Source organism: Ruania zhangjianzhongii (assembly GCF_008000995.1).
Taxonomy (GTDB): domain Bacteria; phylum Actinomycetota; class Actinomycetes; order Actinomycetales; family Beutenbergiaceae; genus Ruania; species Ruania zhangjianzhongii.
The window spans coordinates 3,024,634-3,044,790 of sequence record NZ_CP042828.1; the positions used below are offsets into that span (position 1 = coordinate 3,024,634).

The following is a 20,157-nucleotide window of genomic DNA, read 5'->3' on the forward strand; positions in this document are numbered from 1 at the left end:
GCGGGCCGTGGTCCGCACCGATCGGTGCGGACCACGGCCCGGGTGCTCTCTCCGCCAGGTGAGTGCGCGGTGGGTTCAGAGCACGCTGAAGGACAGCTCCATCAGGATGGCGGAGAGCAGGGTCAGCTGCGCCAGTGGCGGGTGACCGACCGGCTGCGGCCGGTTCAGCACGAACCGCAACTGGTCCCGGGTCTGGTCGGTCACGGCTTCGACCGCCTTCTGCCCGAGCCACTGGCCAGCGCTGGTCACCGGACGCGTCCGATTCGCTTCTTGCTGGTTGAGCTGGATGTCGTAGGACCCATGCTTGTCCAGCCGGGCCAGCACCGTACCGTTCGGTGCCTCCACATCGAAGTGCTTGGCGCGCGCTCCATCGGCCCGGATCGTACCGACGGGGCCGTCCTGGGCATCGACGAACTCGAAGCGCGCAGCGCCGAACACGTTCGCCTGCTTACCGGTGAAGAGCAGCTCGCCGGCCGGCCCCGTGACGGTGAAGCTGGACTTGATCGGCTTGTAGTGTGCCACCCGGGCGATCAGCCGGCCGGTGGCCGGATCACCCACCTGCATCGTGGTGGTGCGTTGCTTGCGGGTGAGCTCGTCGATGGAGTCGTTCTCGATGTCCTGCTCCGGCTTGGCCTCCTCGATCGAGTCGACCACCACGTGGCCCGACGGCGTCGCGTACTGGAGCTGCACCGTCTCACCATGGTCGAACCGCAGGAGGGAGAGGGACGGTTCGCGGAACGGATCGCTGGTCGCGGAACCGCCTTGTGCTGCCGGTTGCGCGGGCGCGGTGGGTGCGGCCGCCGCGTTCGATTGCCCCGGGTGACCCTGGCCCCCGTACCCCGGCTGCCCCTGGAACCCCTGCTGCTGTCCCTGGCCCCCGTGGCCCTGGTACCCCTGCTGCTCCTGCTGCTGCGGTGCCTGCGGGAGCGGGTCCACTCCGGTCCCCTGCGGCCCGGCGACATGCTCGGTCCAGAGCCGGCCGTCCCAGTAGCGGAACTGGTGACGTCGGGCCGGATCTGCATACCAGCCGGGTGAAGGAGTCATCCCGTCAACGTAGTGGGCGCGAGGGTCGTTGTCAGTGGGGACTTCTCCCTCTGTGCAGGGGTCGAGCCACCGCGCTCCACAGTGTCCTGGACCACGCTCGCAGGTACGGAACGAGCCGCTGTGCGTGGTATGTTTACCGACGTTGCGGGCGGCCGTGAGGCTTCCCGCTGCACCCTTGTCCGGGTGGCGGAATTGGCAGACGCGCTAGCTTGAGGTGCTAGTGCCCTTTATCGGGCGTGGGGGTTCAAGTCCCCCCTCGGACACCGAACGACGAAGGCGTCGAGACCATCGGGTAGTGGCTCCCCCACCACCCAGACACGATCGCTGTGTGTGCGGCGGTTCTCGTCGAGACGCACACTCAGCGAGTTCCACTGGCCGGGGCACAGTTCCTCCCCTGCGGGGTCGTCGCACCGGTGCAATGACGGCGTGCCGGTCACGGTGACGAGGCCGACGGCCAATGACGAGCCCCCGCCACCGGAGATCGGTGACGGGGGCTCGGTGCGGCCTCCTGGGCGCTGTCTCACCCTGGAGGTCGGGACATCAGCTCAGGCTGCGCCGCCGTGTGAGGATGACGATAGCGCCTGCTCCCAGGAGCAGGAGCGAGAGCGTCGCCAGGTTCCCGGCGTCCGAACCCGTCTCCGGGAGGCTTCCGCCGGCGGGACCGGTGGTGTCAACCGCCGTCACCTGGAACATGGCCGACACCTGGTCGCCCTGCGCGGTGCTCGTCGCGACACCCTCGTGCGAGCCCACCTCGAAGTCGCTAGGAACCGTGAAGGTCCAGCTGACCACGCCGTCCGCATCCGCCGCCTGAGCGGTGAGCACTATCGGCGTCGAGTGGATCGTCGCGGAGACCATCTCACCCGGGTCGAAGCCCGAGGCGGAGAGGGTCTGCTGTTCACCCTGCTCGACCGTGTCGAGCTGGAACGACGCCGCCAGCGTGCGCGGCTCCTCCGGCTCGGGGTCCACCGGACCGGGGTCCACCGGACCGGGGTCCACCGGACCGGGGTCCACCGGACCGGGGTCCACCGGACCGGGGTCCACCGGACCGGGGTCCTCCGGACCCTCGACGATGGCGAGCGGGGTCGTCGCCTCCTGGCCCGTCTCCTCGTCGACGGCGACGATCGTGTAGCCGTCTCCGACCGCAGCGTCGGCCGGCACGTCCAGCACCGCCTCGAACGTGCCGTCAGCTCCCGCCGGGACCGTCACGGGCTCACCGAGCACGTTGCCCTCGGCGTCGGCGAGGTGCAGGGTCACCATGCCGTCCGGTGTGAAGTCCGCACCGGTGACCGTCGTGGTCGCACCCCCCTCAGCGACCTCGGACGGGTCGGCGGTGATCGACGGCGTGATGGCGGTGAGCACCGTCAGCGGGGCCTGCGCCGGGGTACCCGTCGCGTTGTCGGTCCCGATGACCGTGTACTCGCCTGGGAGCGTGTCCATCTGGACGATCGCCGGCAGCGCGAAGCTCCCGGCCTCATCGGAGTTGACCACCACGGCACCACCCACGAGGTTGCCGTCGGCGTCGAAGAGTTCCACCGCCACCGTGCTGTCCGGTGTGTAGCCGGAGCCGACGATCTCGAGGGCGTCACCCGGGAAGACCTCGGAGGGGTCCACCTCGAGTACCGGGACGATCTCGGCCACGGCGCAGGCGTCCACGCGGACACCCGAGTTCCCCAGGCCGACACGACCCTCGACGCCCGTGAGCAGCAAGCTCAGTGCCGACACCTCGACCGAGGCGAGGACCTCGGTACCGTCGGACGTCGTGCACGTCGCCATCTCCTGGTGGTTCACCTGCAGGGAGAGGAGGTCGGTAAGCCCGGTGAACACCGGGGCCAGCCCCTCATCGATCGTCTGCGTGACCAACCCGGTCAAGATGTCGGTGATCAGCAACTCGTACACCGCGGTGCCCTCGTCACTGATGAGGAAGTCGTAAACCGTGCTGAAGATCGCGGCCACCTGGGGCCCGGCACTGTCGATAGAATTGGCGAGAGTCGAGCACAAGGCGGGCGCCGTCGGCCCCGAACAGTCGGTCTCGGCCGGCGGGAAGTTCCCAGCCGCCCCATCCCCCAGGCTGATCGGACCCCAGTCGACGTCGATGACGTCGCCGGGAAGCGGTCCCTGCTGGGACCACTCACAGGTGACGGTCACCGCGTGCACGGACGCCGCGACAGCCGCCGACATGAGCGCTGTCGCTTCCTCCATGATCTCTTCCACGCCCTCGGCGACCAGCGGGTACGTGGATTCGTCGATGAGTTCGGTGTTCGGCGCCAGACCGTTCAGGCCCGCGTCGTCACCGCCGGCCCACGGATCGCTCCCGTCCACCAGGTGCTCGAGGTGGATCTCGACGGACCCCGTCGCGAAGTCGATGGTCACCAGCTGGTCCGCCGAGGTGATCGGTGCCCCCACCACCGCGTCCACGATGTCGCCCTGCATGTTCGAGTCGACGCTGCATTCGGGTGCCGAAACACTGCCATTTCCAAGAGCCGCATCGAGTGCGTCCGTGTCAAAGGTCTGGGCGGTCAGGTCCTCGATGGTCGTGTCGACCTGACCGCCCAGATCGGAGATCTGCGCGGCGGCGTCCTCGATGAGCGGCGAGTGCGCGAAGAGCGACGCGTCCCCGGCGATGTACTGCCCGGGGCCGGTGCCCCCGCCATCCGGGTCGAGGAAGACACCATCCTCGGCGATCACCTCGGAGCCCATCGCTCCAAGTTCGAGATCGAGCTCGTCGACGGCGAGGCCGCTCAGCCCGCCGAGGCCGAGCGCGTCGGAGAACGACAGCAGGTCGATCGTCGTCGTGCCCCAGTCGGCCTCGGCGCTGTCCAGCGAAAGGCCGCCGTCCGGCCCGAGCAGGCCCGACGCCGCGTGCCCGTCCAGCGGCGAGGACGCCTCGCTGATGCTCGACAGCGCACCGAGCTGACCGAAGTCCGCGAACTGGTCGATCGGGATCTCGAGGTCACCGAACGACAGGAGCTGGCCGCCGAGCAGGCTGACGTCCAGGGCTGCCTCGTTCGGGCCCGGGTTGGTCGGGAAGCCCGCTTCCGACTCCGCCGCGCCGAGGAGCTCCTGCTCCATCGTCGAGGACATGAGCACGCTCGCGCCGGCCTCGGCAGGGTCGTCCGGATAGTCGTCGAGTACCGCGGCGGCTGGGCCGCTCAGACCGGCGACGCCAAGTGCGGCGCCGACAGTGATCGCGACGGGGCGAAGCCACCTGGCACGCCGTCGCTGCCGGTGTGGTGGTGGAGACAATTGCGTTCGCATCAAAGAAGGTCACTCCTCACGGGCGCGCCGCGCTCGCGGCGACAGGGATGTTCCTGGGAAAGGCCACATCGGCCCGTTAGTCAGCGACCCCCGATCCGATCGACCGCGGTGAAGTCGCCGAGGATCGTCTGAGTCGCCGCGCGAAACGGCCGCCGTTGCTGGGTTGACCGGTGGCCTTGCGACGGGCAGTCATCTGCGCACCCCTAGTGCGATGTCGGCGACTTCGCGGACGCGACCGCCGGTGTCGACGGCGCGCTGCACCGCGCCCACGCCAGAGACGTACATCGTCGGGCCGGCTCCGCTGAGGTCGACGAGCACCCGTCCCTCTTCGAGTGTGCTGGCGCCGTCAACCATTCCCAGCAACTTATCGTGTCCAAGCGTATAAGTATAGGTCGTGCGCCGGTCCGGATCGCTGACGCCACGACATGGCTGTCTGGGTCGTTCGGATCGATGGGCTCGTACCAGCGGATCTGGTAGAGGGTGCGTCCGGCTGCATCCTGGTATTTGGTGACCGACCCGCGACCGTTTTCACGCTTGCGTTTCATACGACGTCATTGAGCATGAGAATGTCGAGGACATGCCTGCGTGGGGTGAGCTTGCGGTCTCCAAACTCGACGTACTGAATCTGTCCTTCGTCCATCGCCGCGTAGACCGTTCGACGGTCGACGCCGAGGACGGCCGCAACCTCTCGAGCGGTGAGGGTCCCCTTCGCGGCGGCGACGAGCTCGGGCACGCTCTGGGCCTGGTCGTTGGTAGTCATGCCCGGGGTGTGTGCGGGTGGCCGGCGCTTTGACCCGGATGGTGCCGAACTTCCCTGTTCTACTGGCCACCCCTTGGGTGGGACCACAAATGGGACCACGGGGGGGTCGGAGACGGTCCGAGGATGTTGGAATCGTTGAGATTCCGGCACTCGGGCGACCCGTTCGGCGTGGGGGTTCAAGTCCCCCTCGGACACCGATGTGATGTCTCGCGACATCGTGAACGGCTGAACCCCGGTTGTGGGGGTTCAGCCGTTTGTGGTTGGTCGTCGTGGGTGGCGTCGAGGCTGTGTTCGGTGAGGATCTCGCAGGCCGGCGACCGTGACACGCCCGAAGCGGATCGACGAGTCGGGTCCTTCCTTCCGGCCAGCAACACTCATAGTTCACCCCTCCGACTCGGCAAGTTCAAGCGCGCTCGGTATCGTCGCCTGGGCCACCCACCCCGCAGGACTGGAGAACCATGAAGGTCTATGCCCACCGCGGCGCCTCGATCGAGCTGCCCGAGAACACCCTCGCCGCGTTCGCACGCGCGATCGAGATCGGTGCGGAAGGAATCGAGCTCGACACCTACCGGGCCAAAGATGGCACCGCCGTCGTGATCCACGACGACACCCTGGACCGGACGACCAGTGCGAGCGGTCCAGTCAAGGAGCGCACCGCCGTCGAACTCGGCGAAATCGACGCCGGCAACGGCGAGAAGGTCCCTTCTCTTCAGGAGGTGCTAGCGCTGGCCGCCGGCAGGGTGCGGGTGAACATCGAGATCAAGGACCCCGAAGCGGTCGACGCGGTCATCGAGACGGTCGCGAAGTTCGACAACCTCGACTGGTTCGCTTCTGGCGCACACTGGGATGCGCTCACCGACCTCCGCGAGCGCGTCGGCGCCGAGGTGTTCCCGCTGTCGCTGGGCATCGCCGAGAACGGCGCGAAGCTGATCGAGCGCTACCGTGACCAGCTCACCGACGACCAGGCCGCGAACGTCAAGACGTACGCGAGCGACTGGACTGTGGCACTTGAGCGAGCGCTGGCGATCGGCGCGTCCGGGCTGTCGATCTATGAGGTCGGCCTGACGTCCGAGATCATCGCGGCTATCCACGCCGCCGGGCTCGAGGTCTGGGTCTGGACGATCAACGACCCTGCCCGTGCGCTGGAGATCGCAGCGATGGGGGCAGATGCCGTCTGCACCGATGCACCTGCTGAAGTGATCGCTGCCCGTGCAGCGGGGGCCGTCGCCTGAGCGCAACTCTCGCCGCTCAGGCCCGCAGGGCCTCCGGCAGGCTCGCCGCCGGCGCCCCCAGCGACAGCGAGACGTCCCGGGCTGCATGGATCACCTGGGGCGCGAGCGCGGTGGCGTCGGCGAGCGAGAAGTAGAAGACCGGGCCGGACACGCTGATCCCGCCGATGGCGTGACCGCGGTGGTCGAACACCGGGGCGCCGACGCAGCGGATCCCCTCCCGGTCCTCCTCGTCGTCCAGGCAGTATCCGTTCGCACGTATCCGGGCGAGCTCGAAGAGCAGCCCTTCGGTGCTGGTGATGGTCTTGGGCGTCTTGGCAACGAGCCGGGTGGCGTCGATATGCCGGTCGCGCACGCCGTCGGGCAGGAACGCCAGGATCGACTTGCCGGTCGCTGTGCAGTGCAGGTCCACCTGCATGCCGACCACCGAGGCGAGCCGATAGGCGGCCCGGCTCTCCAGCTTGTCGACGTACTGGGCACAGTCTCCGGCGAGGATGCCGAAGTGGATGGTCTCATCGGTGTGCGCCTGCAGCTGCAGCAGCGCCGGCCGCGAGTGCACGGCGTAGTCCATCGAGGTGAGCACCTTCCCGGCCAGCTCCAGCACTTTGGACCCGTGCTGGTACCGGCCGCCGGCCACCTTCTTCGCGTAGCCGAGCTCGATCAGGCTCTGCACGATCCGGTAGGTGGAGGCCGCCGGCAGGCCGGCGGCGCGGGAGAGATCACCGAGCGTGATCGGGTCCGAGTGCTGCACCAGCAGCTCCAACACACCGAATCCGCGCTGCAACGACTGCATCATCGCCCAGCGCCCCCAGCCCTGGTGAACGCCTCTGTCACCCGCCGGGTGACGGTCTGCACATCAGCATCGTCGACCAGCTCGGCGTTCAGCCAGATCGCCCGCGGATCGGCCACGAACACCACGATCGGCTCGGTCCCGGCGGCGAGCTGCTCGGCGATCGCGGCCGCCGGTGGATAGCTCCCGGCCGGCCACTGCAGCCGCACCCGCGGCATCGGCCGCCCCGCCTCGCCCGGCCAGTCCCGCACCGCGTCTACGGCGTCGATTTCGGACCAAGCGCGCACCCACTGCGCAGTGACCGCCTCGGCCCGCCGCAGATCGGCATCGAGATCCCGCTCCAGCCACAGCTCCAGGGCGGTGAGCAGGCCGATCGTCTCCTCCTTGCCCACCTTGGCCACCCGCCCGAACCGTTGCCACGGGAAGGCGTGCATCCGGACCGCGTCCAGGAACTCCTTCTTCCCCACCATCAGCCCGGAGGCCTGCGGGCCACGGATCTCCTTTCCGCCGCTGAACAGCGCCACAGCTGCACCTGCCTGGGTGAACCGCCACAGGTTCTCTCGGGGAGGCAGCTGGGCTGCGCCGTCGACGATCACCGGCACCGGCGCCGCCTGGGCGATCTCGAGGACCTCCTCAAGCGGTAGCGCCGCCTCAGTCAGGTGCTCACCAGCGACATAGAGGATCGCCGCCGTCCGGGGAGTGACCGCTGCCTCCAGCTCCCAGCCGAAGGTCTGGATGGCGTTCCCGACCTCCACCACCTGCGCACCGGCGAGAGTGAGCACGTTGTCGTACGGGATCCGGTGCGCGCGTTGGATGATGATCTCGCGCCGGCCCAGCGCCCCGGCACCATACTCGAGCACCTGCCAGAGCCGGCGCTGATCATCACCGGTCATCGCGGCCAGGGCGCTGAGCATCAGTCCGGCAGAGGCGCTGCCGACGATCAGCGCATCCTCGTTCCGGGTCAGTGCCGCCACCCGGTCCGAAGCCGCCCGGGCGAGCTCGGCCATGTCCACGAACTGCCCGGCTGCCTCGTCCATCGCAGCCCGCACCGCCGGGAGCATGATCGATCCGCCGAGCATGGTGAGGGTGTTGTGGGCGTTGATGACTCGGCGAACTCCGAGGTCTGCATAGGTCACCACTCGTCGGCTCCCACCGCTGTGGAGATCATCCGGAACCCGCCGGCGGTCAGCCCGCCGTCCACGGTCAGCGTGGTGCCGGTGATCCAGCTTGCCCGGTCCGAGGCGAGGAACAGCACGGCGTGCGCCACGTCTTCCGGCAACCCGACCCGGCCCATCGGGTACCAGCGCGCGAGCTGGTCGAAGATGGCCGGGTTGGACTCCTCCCGCGAGCGCCACGCCGGCGTACGCACGGTGCCCGGGGCGACGGCGTTGGCTCGGATGCCGAAGGGACCGTACCGGACCGCGAGGTTCTGGGTCAGGCTCTCCAGCCCCGCTTTCGCCGCACTGTAGGACGGCTGGCCATAGGCGGCGTGGCCGTTCACCGAGCCGATGTTGATGATCACCCCGGCGCGGCGCGCGATCATCGCCGGCAGCACAGCCCGGGCGAGGTAGAAACCGCCGTCGAGGGCGATCGCCCGTTCGCGCTGCCACTCGGCGTCGGTCATCTCGTGCAGGCCGGCCGCTTCGGCCACGGCCGCGCCGTGCACCAGGATGTCCACGCCAAGGCCGATCGCGTCGATAGCGTCCCGGACGGCAGCAGAGTCGGCCACGTCCACACTGATCGTCGGTACCTGCGGATGCTCACCGCGCAGGTCGAGCGCGTAGACGTCCGCTCCGGCCTCGGCGAGCTGGGAGCAGATCTCGGCCCCGATGCCGGAGGCCCCGCCGGAGACCGCCACCACCTTCCCGCTGAACTCCGCCATACCCATCCTTTCGCTGAGCGAAACCGGTTTGAGCTGCCCGAAACGCTAGGGCAAGGCCCGGGGCGCTGTCCAGACCCTTGACGGCTGTTCCGGCGCACACCCATACTCCACGCATGGGGGAAAGCCATTTTGCTCAGCGAAATTCGCAAGCGGACCTGCGCGATCCCGCCTCGCCCGGCACATCGGCTGAACCGGACCTCGTCATCCGCGGCGCACAGGTGCTCGATGGCACCGGGGCGCCGGCCGTCGCGGCCGATGTGGCCGTGTCCGGCGGACAGATCGTCGCCGTCGGTGCGGTGCCACGCGCGGGCCGCACCGAGATCGACGCGCGCGGACTGACCCTCTCCCCCGGGTTCATCGACCTGCATGCCCATGCGGACCTGGCGCTGCTGACCGCACCGGAGCGCCGGAGCGCGATCACCCAAGGGGTCACCACCGAGGTCATCGGCCAGGACGGCCTCTCCTACGCACCCACCGGCGCGGCCACCCGCGCACTGGTCCACGAGCGCATCCACGGGTGGAACGGCCCGCCGCCACCCGAGGGGGTCCACGGTGACCAGGTGGCGGACTTCCTCGCGCAGATCAGCGGCGCCGCCACCAACGCCGCCTATCTGGCGCCGCACGGCACGATCCGCGCCGAGGTGATGGGGCTGTCCCCCCGGGCCGCGAGCACAGCGGAGATCGAGGCGATGTGCACGCTGCTGGAGGTGGCCCTGGCCGACGGCGCGGTCGGACTGTCCGCCGGTCTCACCTACGTCCCGGGGGTCTACGCCACCGCGGACGAGCTGCGCGCTCTGTGCGCGGTGGTCGCCGCCCACGGCGGCTACTACGCCCCCCACCATCGCAGCTATGGCCGCGGCGCCCTCGAGGCGTATGCCCAGTGCCTGGACCTGGCCCGCCAGACCGGAGTGGCCCTGCACCTGACCCATGCCCACCTGAGCTTCGCCGTCAACCGTGGCAGAGCAGCGGAGCTGCTGGAGATGGTCGACGGCGCTGCTCGGGAGGGTCTGGACGTCACCATGGACACCTATCCTTACGCGGCAGGTTCCAGCTACTTGCACTCGCTGCTGGCCTCCGCCCACCAGAACGGCAGCAGTTCCGAACTGCTGGCGCTCCTGGGCAACGAGACGTTCCGCAGCCAGATCGCCCACGAGCTGGAGGTCACCGGCACCGATGGGTCGCACGGTGTCCCGGTGGACTGGAGCCGGATCGTGATCTCCTCCTCCGGTCATACCGACGCGATCGGGCGCTCGATCGCGGACCTGGCCGATGCCGCCGGCTCCCGCCCGGTCGAGGTGTTCGCCGAGCTGGTCGTCGACGACGAGCTCGGCACGATGTGCGTGGTGCACGAAGGGGACGAGGCCAATGTCCGCGCGATCATGGCGCACCCCGCGCAGATGGCCGGTAGCGACGGCCTGCTCACCGGCGAACGTCCGCATCCGCGGGCGTTCGGCACCTTTGCCCGCTACCTCGGCAGGTACTCGCGCGAACTCGGCATCGTGCCGCTGCCGCAGATGGTGCACAAGATGACCGGCGCACCGGCACAGCGGCTCGGTCTGCCCGACCGGGGTCGGATCGCGGTCGGCGCCCAGGCCGATCTGGTCTGTTTCGACGCCGAGACGATCATCGACCACGCCAGCTACACCGATCCTCGACTGCCGGCGTCCGGCGTCGAGCACGTCCTGGTGAACGGGACCGCAGTGCTCACCGGCGGCACACCGACCGGTGCCCGCCCCGGTACCGCCCTTCGGCGCACCGATCCTTCAGAGGTCCGCACCCGATACGGACCACCGTCGGCCGCACGTTGATGGCTGACACCTCACCGACGCATCGCAGCGTCGGCGTGCACATCTCGAGAGGGGAGATCACGATGACCGGAACGAACAGCAGAACCTTCGACCGCCGGAGCGTACTGAGAGCAGGCACCGGCCTACCGCTGGGTGTCCTGCTCGCCTCCTGTGCCTCAGGGGGCGGGTCGCAGACCTCCGATGCCGACGACGGAGAGGCCACCGGCCCGGTAGATCCCGACAACCCCTTCGGCGTCAGTGCGGAGTCGGCGGTGGAGGCGGTGATCTTCAACGGCGGGTACAACGTCGACTACGTCGAGTTCGCCGCCGAGGTGATGGCCGAGGGTTTCCCGGACGTCACCGTGGATATCGCACCCGCCACTCACCTCGCCCAGGAGATGCAGCCGCGGTTCGTGGCCGGCGACCCGCCGGATCTGATCCAGAACTCCGGGGCGAACTCGATCGGGATGATCCAGATCCTCGACCAGCTCGCCGACCTGGACGACATCGTCGATGCGCCGAACCTCGAGGGCGAGACGATCCGGGACACCCTGTACGAGGGCACCTTGGACTCGGGCGTCTACGACGATCGGCTGCTGGCGATCAACTACGTGGTCACTGTCTACGGCCTGTGGTACTCCAAGACTCTCTTCGACGAGCACGGTTGGCAGCCGCCGGTCACCTGGGACGACCTGGCCGAGCTGGGCCGGCTGGCACAGGAGGAGGACCTATACCTGTTCTGCTGGGGTCAGGAGTCGGCGACCTACTACCAGACGCTGGTGATCGACTCCGCCATCAAGGAAGGTGGCGACGAGGTCCGGCTGCCGTTGGAGAACCTCGAGGACGGGTGTTGGTCGCACCCGGCGGTGCAGGGGGTGATGACCGCACTGAAGGAGATCATCGACGCCGGTGGCTTCCTCCCCGGCGGGACCGGCACCCATTTCACCGCAGCCCAGGCCCAGTGGAGCCAGGAGCAGCAAGCACTGTTGTACCCAGCAGGTTCCTGGATCGAGAACGAGATGCGCGAGCACACCGTCGACGGTTTTGAGATGACCGGCACTCCCACTCCGTCACTGACCGCCGACGGCGCCTATCCCGCGGCCGGCATCCACTCCACACCGGAGGTGCCCCTGCTGGTCCCCGCCGACGGGGCGAACGTTGCCGGCGGCAAGGAGCTGATTCGCACGATGCTCTCCCAGGAGGCTGCGGCGAACTTCGCTGCGGAGAAGCTGGCGCCGACAGTGGTTGCCGGAACCGTTCCCGAGGACGGGTTCGGCTCCACCGCCCTCGCGTCGCAGACTCGGATGATCGAGGCCGCCGGTAGCGATGTGTACACCTGGAGCTTCGTCCAGCGGTACGGGTTGAACCAGGAGCACCTGCCGATCTGGAACTCCTTCCTCGACGGCCGGTCCACCGTTGCCCAGCTCACCGAGGATCTGCAGACGATCACCGATCGTGTCCGTGAGGACGATGCGGTGGAGAAGATCCCGGTGACCTGACCGGCCCGGGAGGTACTACGGCCGGGTGCCCGGGGAGCACCTGGCGGCTCAGGCCACGGCATCCAATGCGGCTACCGCCTCTTCGTCCAGAACGACGTCGGCGGCAGCAAGGTTCTCGTCGAGGTGGGCCACCGAACCCGTCCCCGGGATCGGCAGCATCATCGGCGAGTGCTGCAGCAACCAGGCCAGGGCTACCTGGTGCTGGCTGACAGCCAGCCGCTTGGCGGCCACGTCCAGCACCCCACCGGGCTCACCCTCCCGGCCGGCGTTCAACGGCGCCCAGGGGATGAAGGCAATCTGCTGCGCAGCGCAGTAGTCCAGGACGTCCTCGGACTTGCGGTCGCTGAGGTTGTACCGGTTCTGCACCGACGCGACGGTGAAGTGCTGCTCCGCCTCCTGGATCTGTGCCACCGAGACCTCAGACAGCCCGAGGGCGCGTACCTTGCCCTCACGCTGCAGGTCGGCCATCACCCCGAACTGTTCGGCGGTAGGCACCTTGGGGTCGATGCGGTGCAGCTGGAACAGGTCGAGAGCCTCGACACCGAGCCGGCGCAGACTGAGCTCCACCTGCTGGCGCAGGTACTCCGCCCGCCCCAGGGGGACCCACTGGTCCGGGCCGGTGCGTGCCTGCCCGGCCTTGGTCCCGATCCGCAGGCCCTGCGGATAGGGCGTGAGCACTTCGGCGAGGATGCGCTCGCTCACCTCCGGCCCGTAGGAGTCGGCCGTGTCGATGAAGTCCACTCCCTGCTCGACGGCGTGACGCACCACCGCGCGTGCCGCGCCGGGGTCCGCTGGCTCACCCCAGATCCCCTTCCCGGTGATCCGCATGGCGCCAAAGCCCAAGCGGGTCACCGAACCCAGGTCTTTGATCTCGATAGTTCCGGCTGCGTCGATTCCCATGCACCCAGCCTAGAAGGTTCAGCCGAGCACGCCGGCCGACCCGAGCCAGGAACCGACCGCGAACGTCGCAGCCAGCGCCAGGGCTCCACCGATCACCACTCGCAGCGCCGCGCGGGTCACGTTCGCCCGGCCGATCCAGGCGCCGACGGCGCCCGTGATCGCCAAGGCACCGAGCACGGCGACGAAGGTCACCGGGACCCGCACGCTCGGCGGCGGCAGCAGGATCGCCAGCATCGGCAGCACCGACCCGGCGAGGAAGGCCACCGCGGACGCCAGTGCAGCGTGCCACGGGCTGACCACGTCGTCGGCGTCGACACCGTGGGCCTTCTGCGAGTCAGTCTGGCTGGAGACGGAGACGTACTCCCCCAGCGCCATCGAGATCGCACCACCGAGCACAGCCGCCAGGCCGGCCACCAGGATCGGGCCGGTGGAGTTTGTCACGCCGGCCACCCCGACCACCACGGCGGCGACCGAGACGATCCCGTCGTTCGCCCCGAGCACCCCGGCACGCAACCAGTTCAGCCGCGTGGCGAGGTCCTCGCGTGGTTCGCTGATGTCGTTCACCCGGATGCTCATAGCACCCATATAAGCCCAGATCCGCACCCGGCGCTAGCAAGGTGAGTCTGCCCTAATCCGCAGAATACTGCGGGAAAGTAGGTATGCCTCACCTACCTCTGCCCACCCGCCTGGCCCGCGTCCTCCTCTGCTGCCTGCCATGGATCCCCCACCGCGCGCCGTCCTCGCCGGTGCCTCCGGATTCATCGGCCAGGCACTGGTGGCCGACCTACGCCACCGGGGGTATGGTGCTCAGCGTCCAGAACGCGCAGCGCATCGATCCCGTTCACCCGAGGGTGAGCATGGTGCCGGTGCTCTCGGTGCCCACGGAGCGTGACTCATAGATCGTGGCCGCGATGCCGGCCTTGGTCAGAGCGATCGCCGTGGCCGCACCCGCGATACCGCCGCCGATCACCGCGACCGAGTCGATACCGGTCATCAGCTGCCTCCCTCGTAGTGCTCGCGCCAGAGGTCGGCCCAGTCGTGATCGGCGATCCGGCCGACCAGCCGCCGGACGAAGGCGATCTCTGCGTCCAGCAGCGCGACGCGGTAGTCGTCCTCGACGAGGAACAGCGGGTGCACTCCGGAGGCGGTGGTCTCGGCGACCGAGTGCGCCGTGGCCTCCCGTTGCTGCACGAGCACCATCACCCGGTCCCGGAGCGCCTGCGCCGCCTCCTCCGGCGGCAGCACCACCAACAGGGACAGCGCCGCAGCGAAGGCCGGGTACTCGTGCCGTGGCTGGCTGACCAGCTCGTGCAACCAGCTGCCGAGCTCATCCCGGCCCCCGGGAGTGCGCTTGCGACACAACTGCGACCTGCCGCCGACGACGCCGCGACCCGGCCACAGCACCCTCGACAGCATGGCAATCACCCAGAGGACCGCCACGCAGTCCACCCGCACCTCGGCGCACTACCGGCCAGCGCTGGACGGCCTGCGCGGGGTGGCGATCGCCGGCGTGCTGCTGTTCCACACTGGGCACCTGCCCGGCGGTTTCCTCGGTGTCGACCTGTTCTTCGTCCTCTCCGGCTACCTGATCACCGGCCTGCTGCTGCGCGAGCTCCGCACCCGCGGCACCATCTCGCTGGCCTCGTTCTGGGGCCGGCGCGCCCGCCGGCTGCTCCCCGCCCTCGCGGTGATGCTGGCGATCGTCACGCTCACCGTCTGGGCGATGGGGCCGGCGGATCTGCTCCGCAGCACGCTCTCCGACGGGCCATGGGTCCAACTCAACCTGGTCAACTGGCATCTGCTCGCCGAGTCTGCGTCCTACTGGGACAGGTTCGGCCAGGAGCGGGTCTTCGCGCACCTGTGGAGCATCGCCGTGGAGGAGCAGTTCTACCTGGCCTGGCCGGTGATCGTGCTGCTGGTGACCCGCTCGCCGAGGCGGTCCCACCTACGGGTGGCGACGGCCGCCGTCGTGATCAGCCTGCTCGCCCTGGTACTCATGGTGACCCTGGCCGACCCCATCGACCCGACGCGCGTCTACACCGGCACCGACACCCGCGCGTTCTCACTGCTGCTCGGCGCGGCCGCAGCGACCGACGGCGTTCGGTCGGTGCTCCTGCGCCTCCCCCGGCCGGTCCGCTCCGGTGTGCCGCTGGTGCTGATGGCCGGCCTCGGTGCGGCGTGGGCAGTCGTCGACGGCGTCGTGTCACCGTGGCTGTTCACCGGCGGACTGTTCCTGCACTCGCTGTGCTGCGCAGCGTTGATCGCCTGGTGCGCCGACCATCCCGGCAGCCGGGTCTCGATGGTGCTGTCCTGGTGGCCGTTGCGCCGGCTCGGGGAGGTCTCCTACAGCCTGTACCTGTGGCACTGGCCGGTGATCGTGCTCCTCTCCCCCGAGGCCACCGGCCTGCACGGCTGGGCCTGGACCGCTGTGGTGGCTGCGGTCTCGATCGCGCTCGCGGCTGCCTCGACCCACCTGGTGGAGAACCCGGTGCGGTTTCGTGCCGGCTGGGCGAGGGGGCGGCGCGGGCTGCTCGCGGCGGTGGTGACGATGGCCGCCCTCGCGGCGCTCTGGCTGGCCCTGCCCGGCCCGGCCACGCAGATCGTGGACGTCACCCGCCTGGGCTGATCAGCGGGCAGGAACGTTCGGCCTGCGAGGCCGGAGTGTCCTGCACGAAGTCGATCCGGACCTGCGTGCTCGGCGGACCGCCGCTCTGCACGTGCACCCCCAGCACAGTGCAGACCACCTGGTCGATGCCACGGTCGCCGAGATCAGCCACCGTCCACGGCACCCGCAGCTCGATCAGCCCCGGGGTCTCGGTGACTTCCACCCGGGAGATGAGATCCGGTGCGATCGCCGTGCGCGGTCCCGACGGGCCCGGGCCGGTGAGCAGTAGCGCGATCGCCGCCTGGATGGTGCCGAGCCGGCCGCTGTCGCGCTGCTGCGGGACGATCTCACCCTGCCCGTCGAGGAAGTAGAGCGTCACCCCGGGCGCGACGCCGGTCGGCGGCTCCGGGCCTGTGGTCACCTCGGACGGTTCTACTCCGCACCCGGTGACCACCGCGAGCGCGAGCGCTGCCGCCGCTGCCCGTGCTCGCCTCATCGCCGGCTCCCCTCGCCCGGCAGCTGCAGCACGAACTGTGCTCCGTCAGTGGTGTTCTCGACCATCAGGTGCCCGCCGTGCAGCCGCGCGTTCTCCATCGCGATCGACAGTCCGAGGCCGCTGCCGGCCGCAGGGCTCCGGGCGGAGTCCGCCTTGTAGAACCGGTCGAAGACGTGGTCGAGCGCTCCGTCCGGCACGCCGGGACCGGAATCGGTGACGGCGATCTCCGCCTGCCCGGCGCGGCTGTCGATCGAGACCTGTACCGGCGGCCGGCCATGCCGCAGCGCATTGGCCACCAGGTTCGCCACGATCGCGTCCAGACGCCGTGGGTCAGCCCTCCAGTACAGCTGCTCGGGAGCCCGGACCGCCACCTCGTGCTGCCAGCCGCGTATCCGGAGGCACTCACGCACGGCCGCCACCAGGTCCACCTCCTCGATCCGCAGGTGTGCCGTGCCGGAGTCGAACCGGGAGATCTCCATCAGCTCCTCCACCAGTCGCACCAGGTGCCGCGTCTCGGCTATCGCCAGCTGCGCAGACTCGCGTGCGTCGGCGTCCATGCTGGGCGCGGCAGCGGTCAGCACCTCCATCACCGCGGTCAGGGTGCTCAGCGGGGTGCGCAACTCGTGGGAGACGTCGGCGGCGAACCGCCGGGCCTCGGTCTGCATCCGACTCATCGCGACCATCGACTCCTGCACGGACTCGGCCATCGTGTTCACGGTCCCGGTGAGCTCGGCGAGCTCGTCGGCCCCGTGCGGCTGGGAGCGGGCGTCCAGGTCGCCGTCGGCCAGGCGGCGAGCGGTGTCCCGCAGCTCGCGCACCGGGCGCAACACGCCGCGTGCAGCAAGCAGCGCGAGCAGTACCGCGGGGACGAGGACGAGGGCGGCCGTGCCGATCGCCGACCGGGTGAGACCGTCGATCTGCTCCTGCACGTCGCTGAGATCGTGTACCGAGTACACCTCGATACCGGACGGCTCCTGGGAACCGTCGGGGTGGGTCCGCAGCACTGGCACGCCGATCAACAGCCATGGCCGGCCCCCGGACACGATCCGCTGGGCATACACCCGTTCCCCGGTGGCTGTGGCGGTGCGCAGGTCATCGGTGATCATCGCGGGAAGTTCGGCGCCGGCGGGCCGCAGGTCCGGGTAGCGCACGAGCGTGTCCGGGCCGAGCGTCCGGGCCAGCCGGTCCAGCTCGGCCTGGTCGGGTGGATACTGCACCTGGGGTGCCAGTGCCTCGACCTGCGCGACCGCGCTCTCGGTGAGTCGCTGCTGGGTCGAGGTGACCAGCGCGCCGGCCGCCGAGTTCGCACTGGACCAGGCGGCTGCCCCGGCGCCCGCCATGGTCACGGCCACGAAGGCGAGGACCAACCGGGAGCGCAGGCCTCGGGGCCAGTACCTCATACCGGGCCGAAGCGGTAACCGAACCCGCGCACGGTCTGGACGTACCTCGGCCGGCCCGGGTCGTCCTCGATCTTGCCGCGCAGCCGCATCACCCCGTTGTCCACCAGGCGGGAGTCGCCGAGATAGCCGTGCTCCCAGACGTCTTCGAGCAGCTGCTGGCGGGTCAGCACCCGGCCTGGTGCCCGGGACAGGGTCAGCAACAGCCGCAGCTCAGTAGGAGTGAGGGCGACCGCTGCGCCCCGCAGGGTGACCGTCAACGCCTCCGTGTCCACCTGCAGGTCCCCGTGCGTGCGCACGCCGTCGGCCTCGGCGGTGCTGCGCCGCAGCACGGCACGAATCCGGGCATCGAGCACTGCCGGCTGCGCCGGTTTGACCACATAGTCGTCCGCGCCCGCCGCCAGGCCGCCGACCACGTCCAGATCGTCCCCCCGTGCGGTCAGCATGATCACCGGCAGGTCGCTGCCCGCCCGGATCCGGCGGCACACCTCGAACCCGTCGATGCCGGGCAGCATCAGGTCCAACACCACGAGGTCCGGGGGCGCCTGATCGATCTCGCGCAGCCCCTGCTCCCCAGTCTCGACCACCTGTACGTGGTGCCCGTGCCGGCTCAGGGCGAGCTGCAGCCCACGGCGGACCAGGGGCGCGTCTTCGATAAGGAGGACCGACGGCACCAGCCCAGTATGCCCGCGGCGCTCTCCGGCGCAGGAGGGTACCGAGGTTCTGCGACACGATCGCGACATCGGCGCGACACCCCGGGTACCTAGCCGTTCCAGGCTGGCACCATGATCACCAGAACACGCACCCACACTGCTGCCACCCTCGCAATCACCGGTCTGATCGCGCTCACCGCGGCTTGTTCCGGGCAGACCGTCGCCGACGAGCCGGCACCACCCACACTGGACCCAGATGCCGGGATCGGGCAGGTACTCCTGCTCGGTGACTCGGTGGCGGCCGGCGAGGCCCTGCCGCTACGCGAGGCGTTCGCCGCTGCCGGCGTACCGTTCGAGTCCCGGGCCGCCACCGGTGGTGGAAACGTGGTGGGCCCCGGGTCCGAGGAGCGTTGGGGCGAGCTGCCCGGCGAGATCGCTGCAGCCGATCCGGAGATCGTCATCTACCAGCTCACCAGCTATGACTGGGGTACTCAGGCCGAACAGCAGGCAGGCTATGAGCGCCTGGTGGCCACAGTGGCCGAGGTCGGCGCCGACCTCCTCTTCGTCACTATGCCGCCGATCGAGCCGGACGACTTCTACGCACCGCACATGGACGAACTGGAGCGCGCCGACGACGTCGCCGCCGAGGTGGCCGAGGCCTCCGGTGGGGACGCGGTGCTCCTTGATGCACAGGCAGTCTGGAGCCCGACCTACCAGCGGGAGCGGGAGGGCACCCTCGACCGCAGCTCGGACGGCATCCACACCTGTCCGCAGGGTGCGGCCCGGTTCACCGCCTGGCTGTTGGACGAGCTGGCCGCCGCCTACCCCGGCTTCACCCCGCCCGACCCGGCACAGTGGGCGAACACCGGCTGGGCGTCGGCCGAGGACTTTCCTGGCTGCTGAGCCCTGCTCGCGGTGTGGGCTGACCTCCGTTGACATGGATGGTTGCGCCGATCACATAGCTCGATTCCGGGGAAGCCAGGAACACATACGCGGGAGCGAGCTCAGTGGGCTGACCGGCTCGGCCGAGCCCGGTGTCCTTCCCGAACTCCGGCAGCGCCTCGATCGGCTGGCCCTGGCTGGGCTGCAGCACTGTCCAGATCGGTCCGGGCGCCACCGCGTTGACCCGGATCCCCTTCGGTGCGAGTTCTTCGGCCAGACCCTTGGAGAAATTGTTGATCGCCGCTTTGGTGGAGGCGTAGTCCAGCAGCGTGGGCGAGGGCTGGTAGGCCTGGATCGAGGTGCTGTTGATGATCGAGGATCCCGCTGGCAGATGTGTCAGGGCAGCCCGGGTCACCCGGAACATGGCCAGGATGTTCGCGGCAAATGTCTCTTCCAGCTGGTCATCCGGGATGTCGGCGAGCCCTTCGGTGGCCACCTGCTTGCCGGCGTTGTTCACCAGGATGTCCAGCCCGCTGAGCGCGTCCACCGCCTGCTCCACCAGCTGGACGCAGAAGGCGGGGTCGATGAGATCCCCGGTGATCACTACGGCGCGGCGCCCGGACTCGCTGATGATCCGGGCCACGTTCTCGGCATCCTCCGCCTCGGCAGGCAAGCAGGCGATCGCCACATCGGCTCCTTCCCGGGCGAACGCGATGGCGGTCGCGGCACCGATCCCGGAGTCGCCGCCGGTGATCAGTGCCTTGCGGCCCTGGAGGCGGCCCGTTCCTCGGTAGGAGTGCTCACCGATGTCCGGGGTGGGCACCATCTCTGCCTCGAGCCCCGGTTCGCTCTGGCTCTGCTCCGGTGGGCTGATCGACCGGTAGCGGTCCACCGGGTTGATGAAGCTCAGCTGGTCGGTCTCGGACTGGACGGACATGGCAGATCCTCTCCGCGTGCTGGTCACGTGCTGCCAGCCTG

20 protein-coding genes and 1 tRNA gene are annotated in these 20,157 nt (G+C 69.4%); 6 read left to right on the plus strand and 15 right to left on the minus strand.

What is annotated here, in order from left to right:
* Nucleotides 1–75: 75 nt before the first annotated feature.
* On the minus strand, nucleotides 76–1,044 hold the full coding sequence (locus FU260_RS14080; RefSeq protein WP_147917636.1) for a DUF2510 domain-containing protein: 969 nt from the start codon (nucleotides 1,042–1,044) through the stop codon (nucleotides 76–78).
* 177 nt (nucleotides 1,045–1,221) lie between these two features.
* Between FU260_RS14080 and FU260_RS14085 the strand changes: the two genes are divergently transcribed.
* Nucleotides 1,222–1,307: transfer RNA gene (locus tag FU260_RS14085), tRNA-Leu, on the plus strand.
* 277 nt (nucleotides 1,308–1,584) lie between these two features.
* Here FU260_RS14085 and FU260_RS14090 read toward each other — a convergent pair.
* The 3 genes from FU260_RS14090 to FU260_RS14095 all read right to left on the minus strand — a co-directional run bounded on the left by FU260_RS14090 (nucleotide 1,585) and on the right by FU260_RS14095 (nucleotide 5,059).
* A complete protein-coding gene (locus tag FU260_RS14090) occupies nucleotides 1,585–4,299 on the minus strand; it encodes a choice-of-anchor G family protein (RefSeq protein ID WP_147917637.1) in 2,715 nt (904 codons plus the stop codon).
* Between the two features lie 189 nt (nucleotides 4,300–4,488).
* On the minus strand, nucleotides 4,489–4,653 hold the full coding sequence (locus FU260_RS23615; protein ID WP_168211777.1) for a hypothetical protein: 165 nt from the start codon (nucleotides 4,651–4,653) through the stop codon (nucleotides 4,489–4,491).
* Nucleotides 4,654–4,840: 187 nt separating this feature from the next.
* Nucleotides 4,841–5,059, minus strand: a complete 219-nt coding sequence (locus FU260_RS14095; protein WP_147917638.1) for a helix-turn-helix domain-containing protein — start codon at nucleotides 5,057–5,059, stop codon at nucleotides 4,841–4,843.
* A 458-nt stretch (nucleotides 5,060–5,517) separates the two neighbouring features.
* On the opposite strand from FU260_RS14095, the gene FU260_RS14100 reads away from it, so the two are divergent.
* Nucleotides 5,518–6,291: a glycerophosphodiester phosphodiesterase gene (locus FU260_RS14100; RefSeq protein WP_147917639.1), complete on the plus strand. Its 774-nt coding sequence runs from the start codon at nucleotides 5,518–5,520 to the stop codon at nucleotides 6,289–6,291.
* A gap of 16 nt (nucleotides 6,292–6,307) precedes the next feature.
* Here the strand turns inward: FU260_RS14100 and FU260_RS14105 are convergent, their stop codons facing one another.
* The 3 genes from FU260_RS14105 to FU260_RS14115 are packed head-to-tail and all read right to left on the minus strand — an operon-like array spanning nucleotide 6,308 to nucleotide 8,960.
* Complete coding sequence (locus FU260_RS14105; protein WP_147917640.1) at nucleotides 6,308–7,084, minus strand: IclR family transcriptional regulator; 777 nt, start codon at nucleotides 7,082–7,084, stop codon at nucleotides 6,308–6,310.
* Nucleotides 7,081–8,217, minus strand: a complete 1,137-nt coding sequence (locus FU260_RS14110; RefSeq protein ID WP_210418088.1) for an aminotransferase class V-fold PLP-dependent enzyme — start codon at nucleotides 8,215–8,217, stop codon at nucleotides 7,081–7,083. The genes FU260_RS14105 and FU260_RS14110 overlap by 4 nt, the downstream gene beginning before the upstream one ends.
* Nucleotides 8,211–8,960 (minus strand): SDR family NAD(P)-dependent oxidoreductase, encoded by a 750-nt coding sequence (locus FU260_RS14115; RefSeq protein ID WP_210418089.1) that lies wholly within the window; start codon nucleotides 8,958–8,960, stop codon nucleotides 8,211–8,213. Before FU260_RS14115 ends, FU260_RS14110 begins: the two co-directional genes overlap by 7 nt.
* 113 nt (nucleotides 8,961–9,073) lie before the next feature.
* Between FU260_RS14115 and FU260_RS14120 the strand changes: the two genes are divergently transcribed.
* Both FU260_RS14120 and ngcE read left to right on the plus strand, forming a co-directional pair.
* Nucleotides 9,074–10,768, plus strand: a complete 1,695-nt coding sequence (locus FU260_RS14120; RefSeq protein WP_147917643.1) for an N-acyl-D-amino-acid deacylase family protein — start codon at nucleotides 9,074–9,076, stop codon at nucleotides 10,766–10,768.
* A 62-nt stretch (nucleotides 10,769–10,830) separates the two neighbouring features.
* Nucleotides 10,831–12,246, plus strand: a complete 1,416-nt coding sequence (gene ngcE / locus FU260_RS14125; protein ID WP_147917644.1) for an N-acetylglucosamine/diacetylchitobiose ABC transporter substrate-binding protein — start codon at nucleotides 10,831–10,833, stop codon at nucleotides 12,244–12,246.
* Between the two features lie 48 nt (nucleotides 12,247–12,294).
* Here ngcE and FU260_RS14130 read toward each other — a convergent pair whose 3' ends face one another.
* The 4 genes from FU260_RS14130 to FU260_RS14145 all read right to left on the minus strand — a co-directional run bounded on the left by FU260_RS14130 (nucleotide 12,295) and on the right by FU260_RS14145 (nucleotide 14,562).
* Complete coding sequence (locus tag FU260_RS14130; RefSeq protein WP_147917645.1) at nucleotides 12,295–13,146, minus strand: aldo/keto reductase; 852 nt, start codon at nucleotides 13,144–13,146, stop codon at nucleotides 12,295–12,297.
* Nucleotides 13,147–13,164: 18 nt separating this feature from the next.
* Complete coding sequence (locus FU260_RS14135; protein ID WP_147917646.1) at nucleotides 13,165–13,731, minus strand: VIT1/CCC1 transporter family protein; 567 nt, start codon at nucleotides 13,729–13,731, stop codon at nucleotides 13,165–13,167.
* 256 nt (nucleotides 13,732–13,987) lie between these two features.
* Nucleotides 13,988–14,140 (minus strand): FAD-dependent oxidoreductase, encoded by a 153-nt coding sequence (locus FU260_RS14140; protein WP_147917647.1) that lies wholly within the window; start codon nucleotides 14,138–14,140, stop codon nucleotides 13,988–13,990.
* On the minus strand, nucleotides 14,140–14,562 hold the full coding sequence (locus FU260_RS14145) for a hypothetical protein (RefSeq protein ID WP_147917648.1): 423 nt from the start codon (nucleotides 14,560–14,562) through the stop codon (nucleotides 14,140–14,142). Before FU260_RS14145 ends, FU260_RS14140 begins: the two co-directional genes overlap by 1 nt.
* Between FU260_RS14145 and FU260_RS14150 the strand changes: the two genes are divergently transcribed.
* The gene (locus FU260_RS14150; protein ID WP_147917649.1) at nucleotides 14,561–15,772 is read left to right on the plus strand and encodes an acyltransferase family protein; all 1,212 of its coding nucleotides are present in this window, start codon (nucleotides 14,561–14,563) and stop codon (nucleotides 15,770–15,772) included. The two genes, FU260_RS14145 and FU260_RS14150, sit on opposite strands and share 2 nt — an antisense overlap.
* On the opposite strand, the gene FU260_RS14155 is transcribed toward FU260_RS14150, so the two are convergent.
* Genes FU260_RS14155 through FU260_RS14165 form a run of 3 tightly spaced genes read right to left on the minus strand, consistent with a single transcriptional unit; the run spans nucleotide 15,756 to nucleotide 18,318 of the window.
* Nucleotides 15,756–16,247, minus strand: a complete 492-nt coding sequence (locus tag FU260_RS14155; RefSeq protein WP_147917650.1) for a hypothetical protein — start codon at nucleotides 16,245–16,247, stop codon at nucleotides 15,756–15,758. The two genes, FU260_RS14150 and FU260_RS14155, sit on opposite strands and share 17 nt — an antisense overlap.
* Nucleotides 16,244–17,647 carry a sensor histidine kinase gene (locus FU260_RS14160; protein WP_147917651.1) on the minus strand — a complete coding sequence of 468 codons (1,404 nt, stop codon included), beginning with the start codon at nucleotides 17,645–17,647 and terminating at the stop codon, nucleotides 16,244–16,246. Before FU260_RS14160 ends, FU260_RS14155 begins: the two co-directional genes overlap by 4 nt.
* Nucleotides 17,644–18,318 (minus strand): response regulator transcription factor, encoded by a 675-nt coding sequence (locus FU260_RS14165; RefSeq protein WP_147917652.1) that lies wholly within the window; start codon nucleotides 18,316–18,318, stop codon nucleotides 17,644–17,646. The genes FU260_RS14160 and FU260_RS14165 overlap by 4 nt, the downstream gene beginning before the upstream one ends.
* Nucleotides 18,319–18,429: 111 nt before the next feature.
* On the opposite strand from FU260_RS14165, the gene FU260_RS14170 reads away from it, so the two are divergent.
* Nucleotides 18,430–19,200: an SGNH/GDSL hydrolase family protein gene (locus tag FU260_RS14170; protein ID WP_147917653.1), complete on the plus strand. Its 771-nt coding sequence runs from the start codon at nucleotides 18,430–18,432 to the stop codon at nucleotides 19,198–19,200.
* Here FU260_RS14170 and FU260_RS14175 read toward each other — a convergent pair.
* Entirely contained in the window at nucleotides 19,130–20,116 is a 987-nt protein-coding gene (locus FU260_RS14175; RefSeq protein WP_147917654.1) for an SDR family oxidoreductase, read from the minus strand. The two genes, FU260_RS14170 and FU260_RS14175, sit on opposite strands and share 71 nt — an antisense overlap.
* Nucleotides 20,117–20,157: the final 41 nt, after the last annotated feature.

Excerpts from the sequence above, each read along its gene's own strand:
- FU260_RS14080 (WP_147917636.1), bottom strand. The coding sequence starts at position 1,044 with ATGACTCCTTCACCCGGCTGGTATGCAGATCCGGCCCGACGTCACCAG.
- FU260_RS14090 (WP_147917637.1), bottom strand. The coding sequence starts at position 4,299 with ATGCGAACGCAATTGTCTCCACCACCACACCGGCAGCGACGGCGTGCC.
- FU260_RS23615 (WP_168211777.1), bottom strand. The coding sequence starts at position 4,653 with ATGGTTGACGGCGCCAGCACACTCGAAGAGGGACGGGTGCTCGTCGAC.
- FU260_RS14095 (WP_147917638.1), bottom strand. The coding sequence starts at position 5,059 with ATGACTACCAACGACCAGGCCCAGAGCGTGCCCGAGCTCGTCGCCGCC.
- FU260_RS14100 (WP_147917639.1), top strand. The coding sequence starts at position 5,518 with ATGAAGGTCTATGCCCACCGCGGCGCCTCGATCGAGCTGCCCGAGAAC.
- FU260_RS14105 (WP_147917640.1), bottom strand. The coding sequence starts at position 7,084 with ATGATGCAGTCGTTGCAGCGCGGATTCGGTGTGTTGGAGCTGCTGGTG.
- FU260_RS14115 (WP_210418089.1), bottom strand. The coding sequence starts at position 8,960 with ATGGCGGAGTTCAGCGGGAAGGTGGTGGCGGTCTCCGGCGGGGCCTCC.
- FU260_RS14120 (WP_147917643.1), top strand. The coding sequence starts at position 9,074 with ATGGGGGAAAGCCATTTTGCTCAGCGAAATTCGCAAGCGGACCTGCGC.
- ngcE (WP_147917644.1), top strand. The coding sequence starts at position 10,831 with ATGACCGGAACGAACAGCAGAACCTTCGACCGCCGGAGCGTACTGAGA.
- FU260_RS14130 (WP_147917645.1), bottom strand. The coding sequence starts at position 13,146 with ATGGGAATCGACGCAGCCGGAACTATCGAGATCAAAGACCTGGGTTCG.
- FU260_RS14135 (WP_147917646.1), bottom strand. The coding sequence starts at position 13,731 with ATGGGTGCTATGAGCATCCGGGTGAACGACATCAGCGAACCACGCGAG.
- FU260_RS14140 (WP_147917647.1), bottom strand. The coding sequence starts at position 14,140 with ATGACCGGTATCGACTCGGTCGCGGTGATCGGCGGCGGTATCGCGGGT.
- FU260_RS14150 (WP_147917649.1), top strand. The coding sequence starts at position 14,561 with ATGGCAATCACCCAGAGGACCGCCACGCAGTCCACCCGCACCTCGGCG.
- FU260_RS14145 (WP_147917648.1), bottom strand. The coding sequence starts at position 14,562 with ATGCTGTCGAGGGTGCTGTGGCCGGGTCGCGGCGTCGTCGGCGGCAGG.
- FU260_RS14155 (WP_147917650.1), bottom strand. The coding sequence starts at position 16,247 with ATGAGGCGAGCACGGGCAGCGGCGGCAGCGCTCGCGCTCGCGGTGGTC.
- FU260_RS14160 (WP_147917651.1), bottom strand. The coding sequence starts at position 17,647 with ATGAGGTACTGGCCCCGAGGCCTGCGCTCCCGGTTGGTCCTCGCCTTC.
- FU260_RS14170 (WP_147917653.1), top strand. The coding sequence starts at position 18,430 with ATGATCACCAGAACACGCACCCACACTGCTGCCACCCTCGCAATCACC.
- FU260_RS14175 (WP_147917654.1), bottom strand. The coding sequence starts at position 20,116 with ATGTCCGTCCAGTCCGAGACCGACCAGCTGAGCTTCATCAACCCGGTG.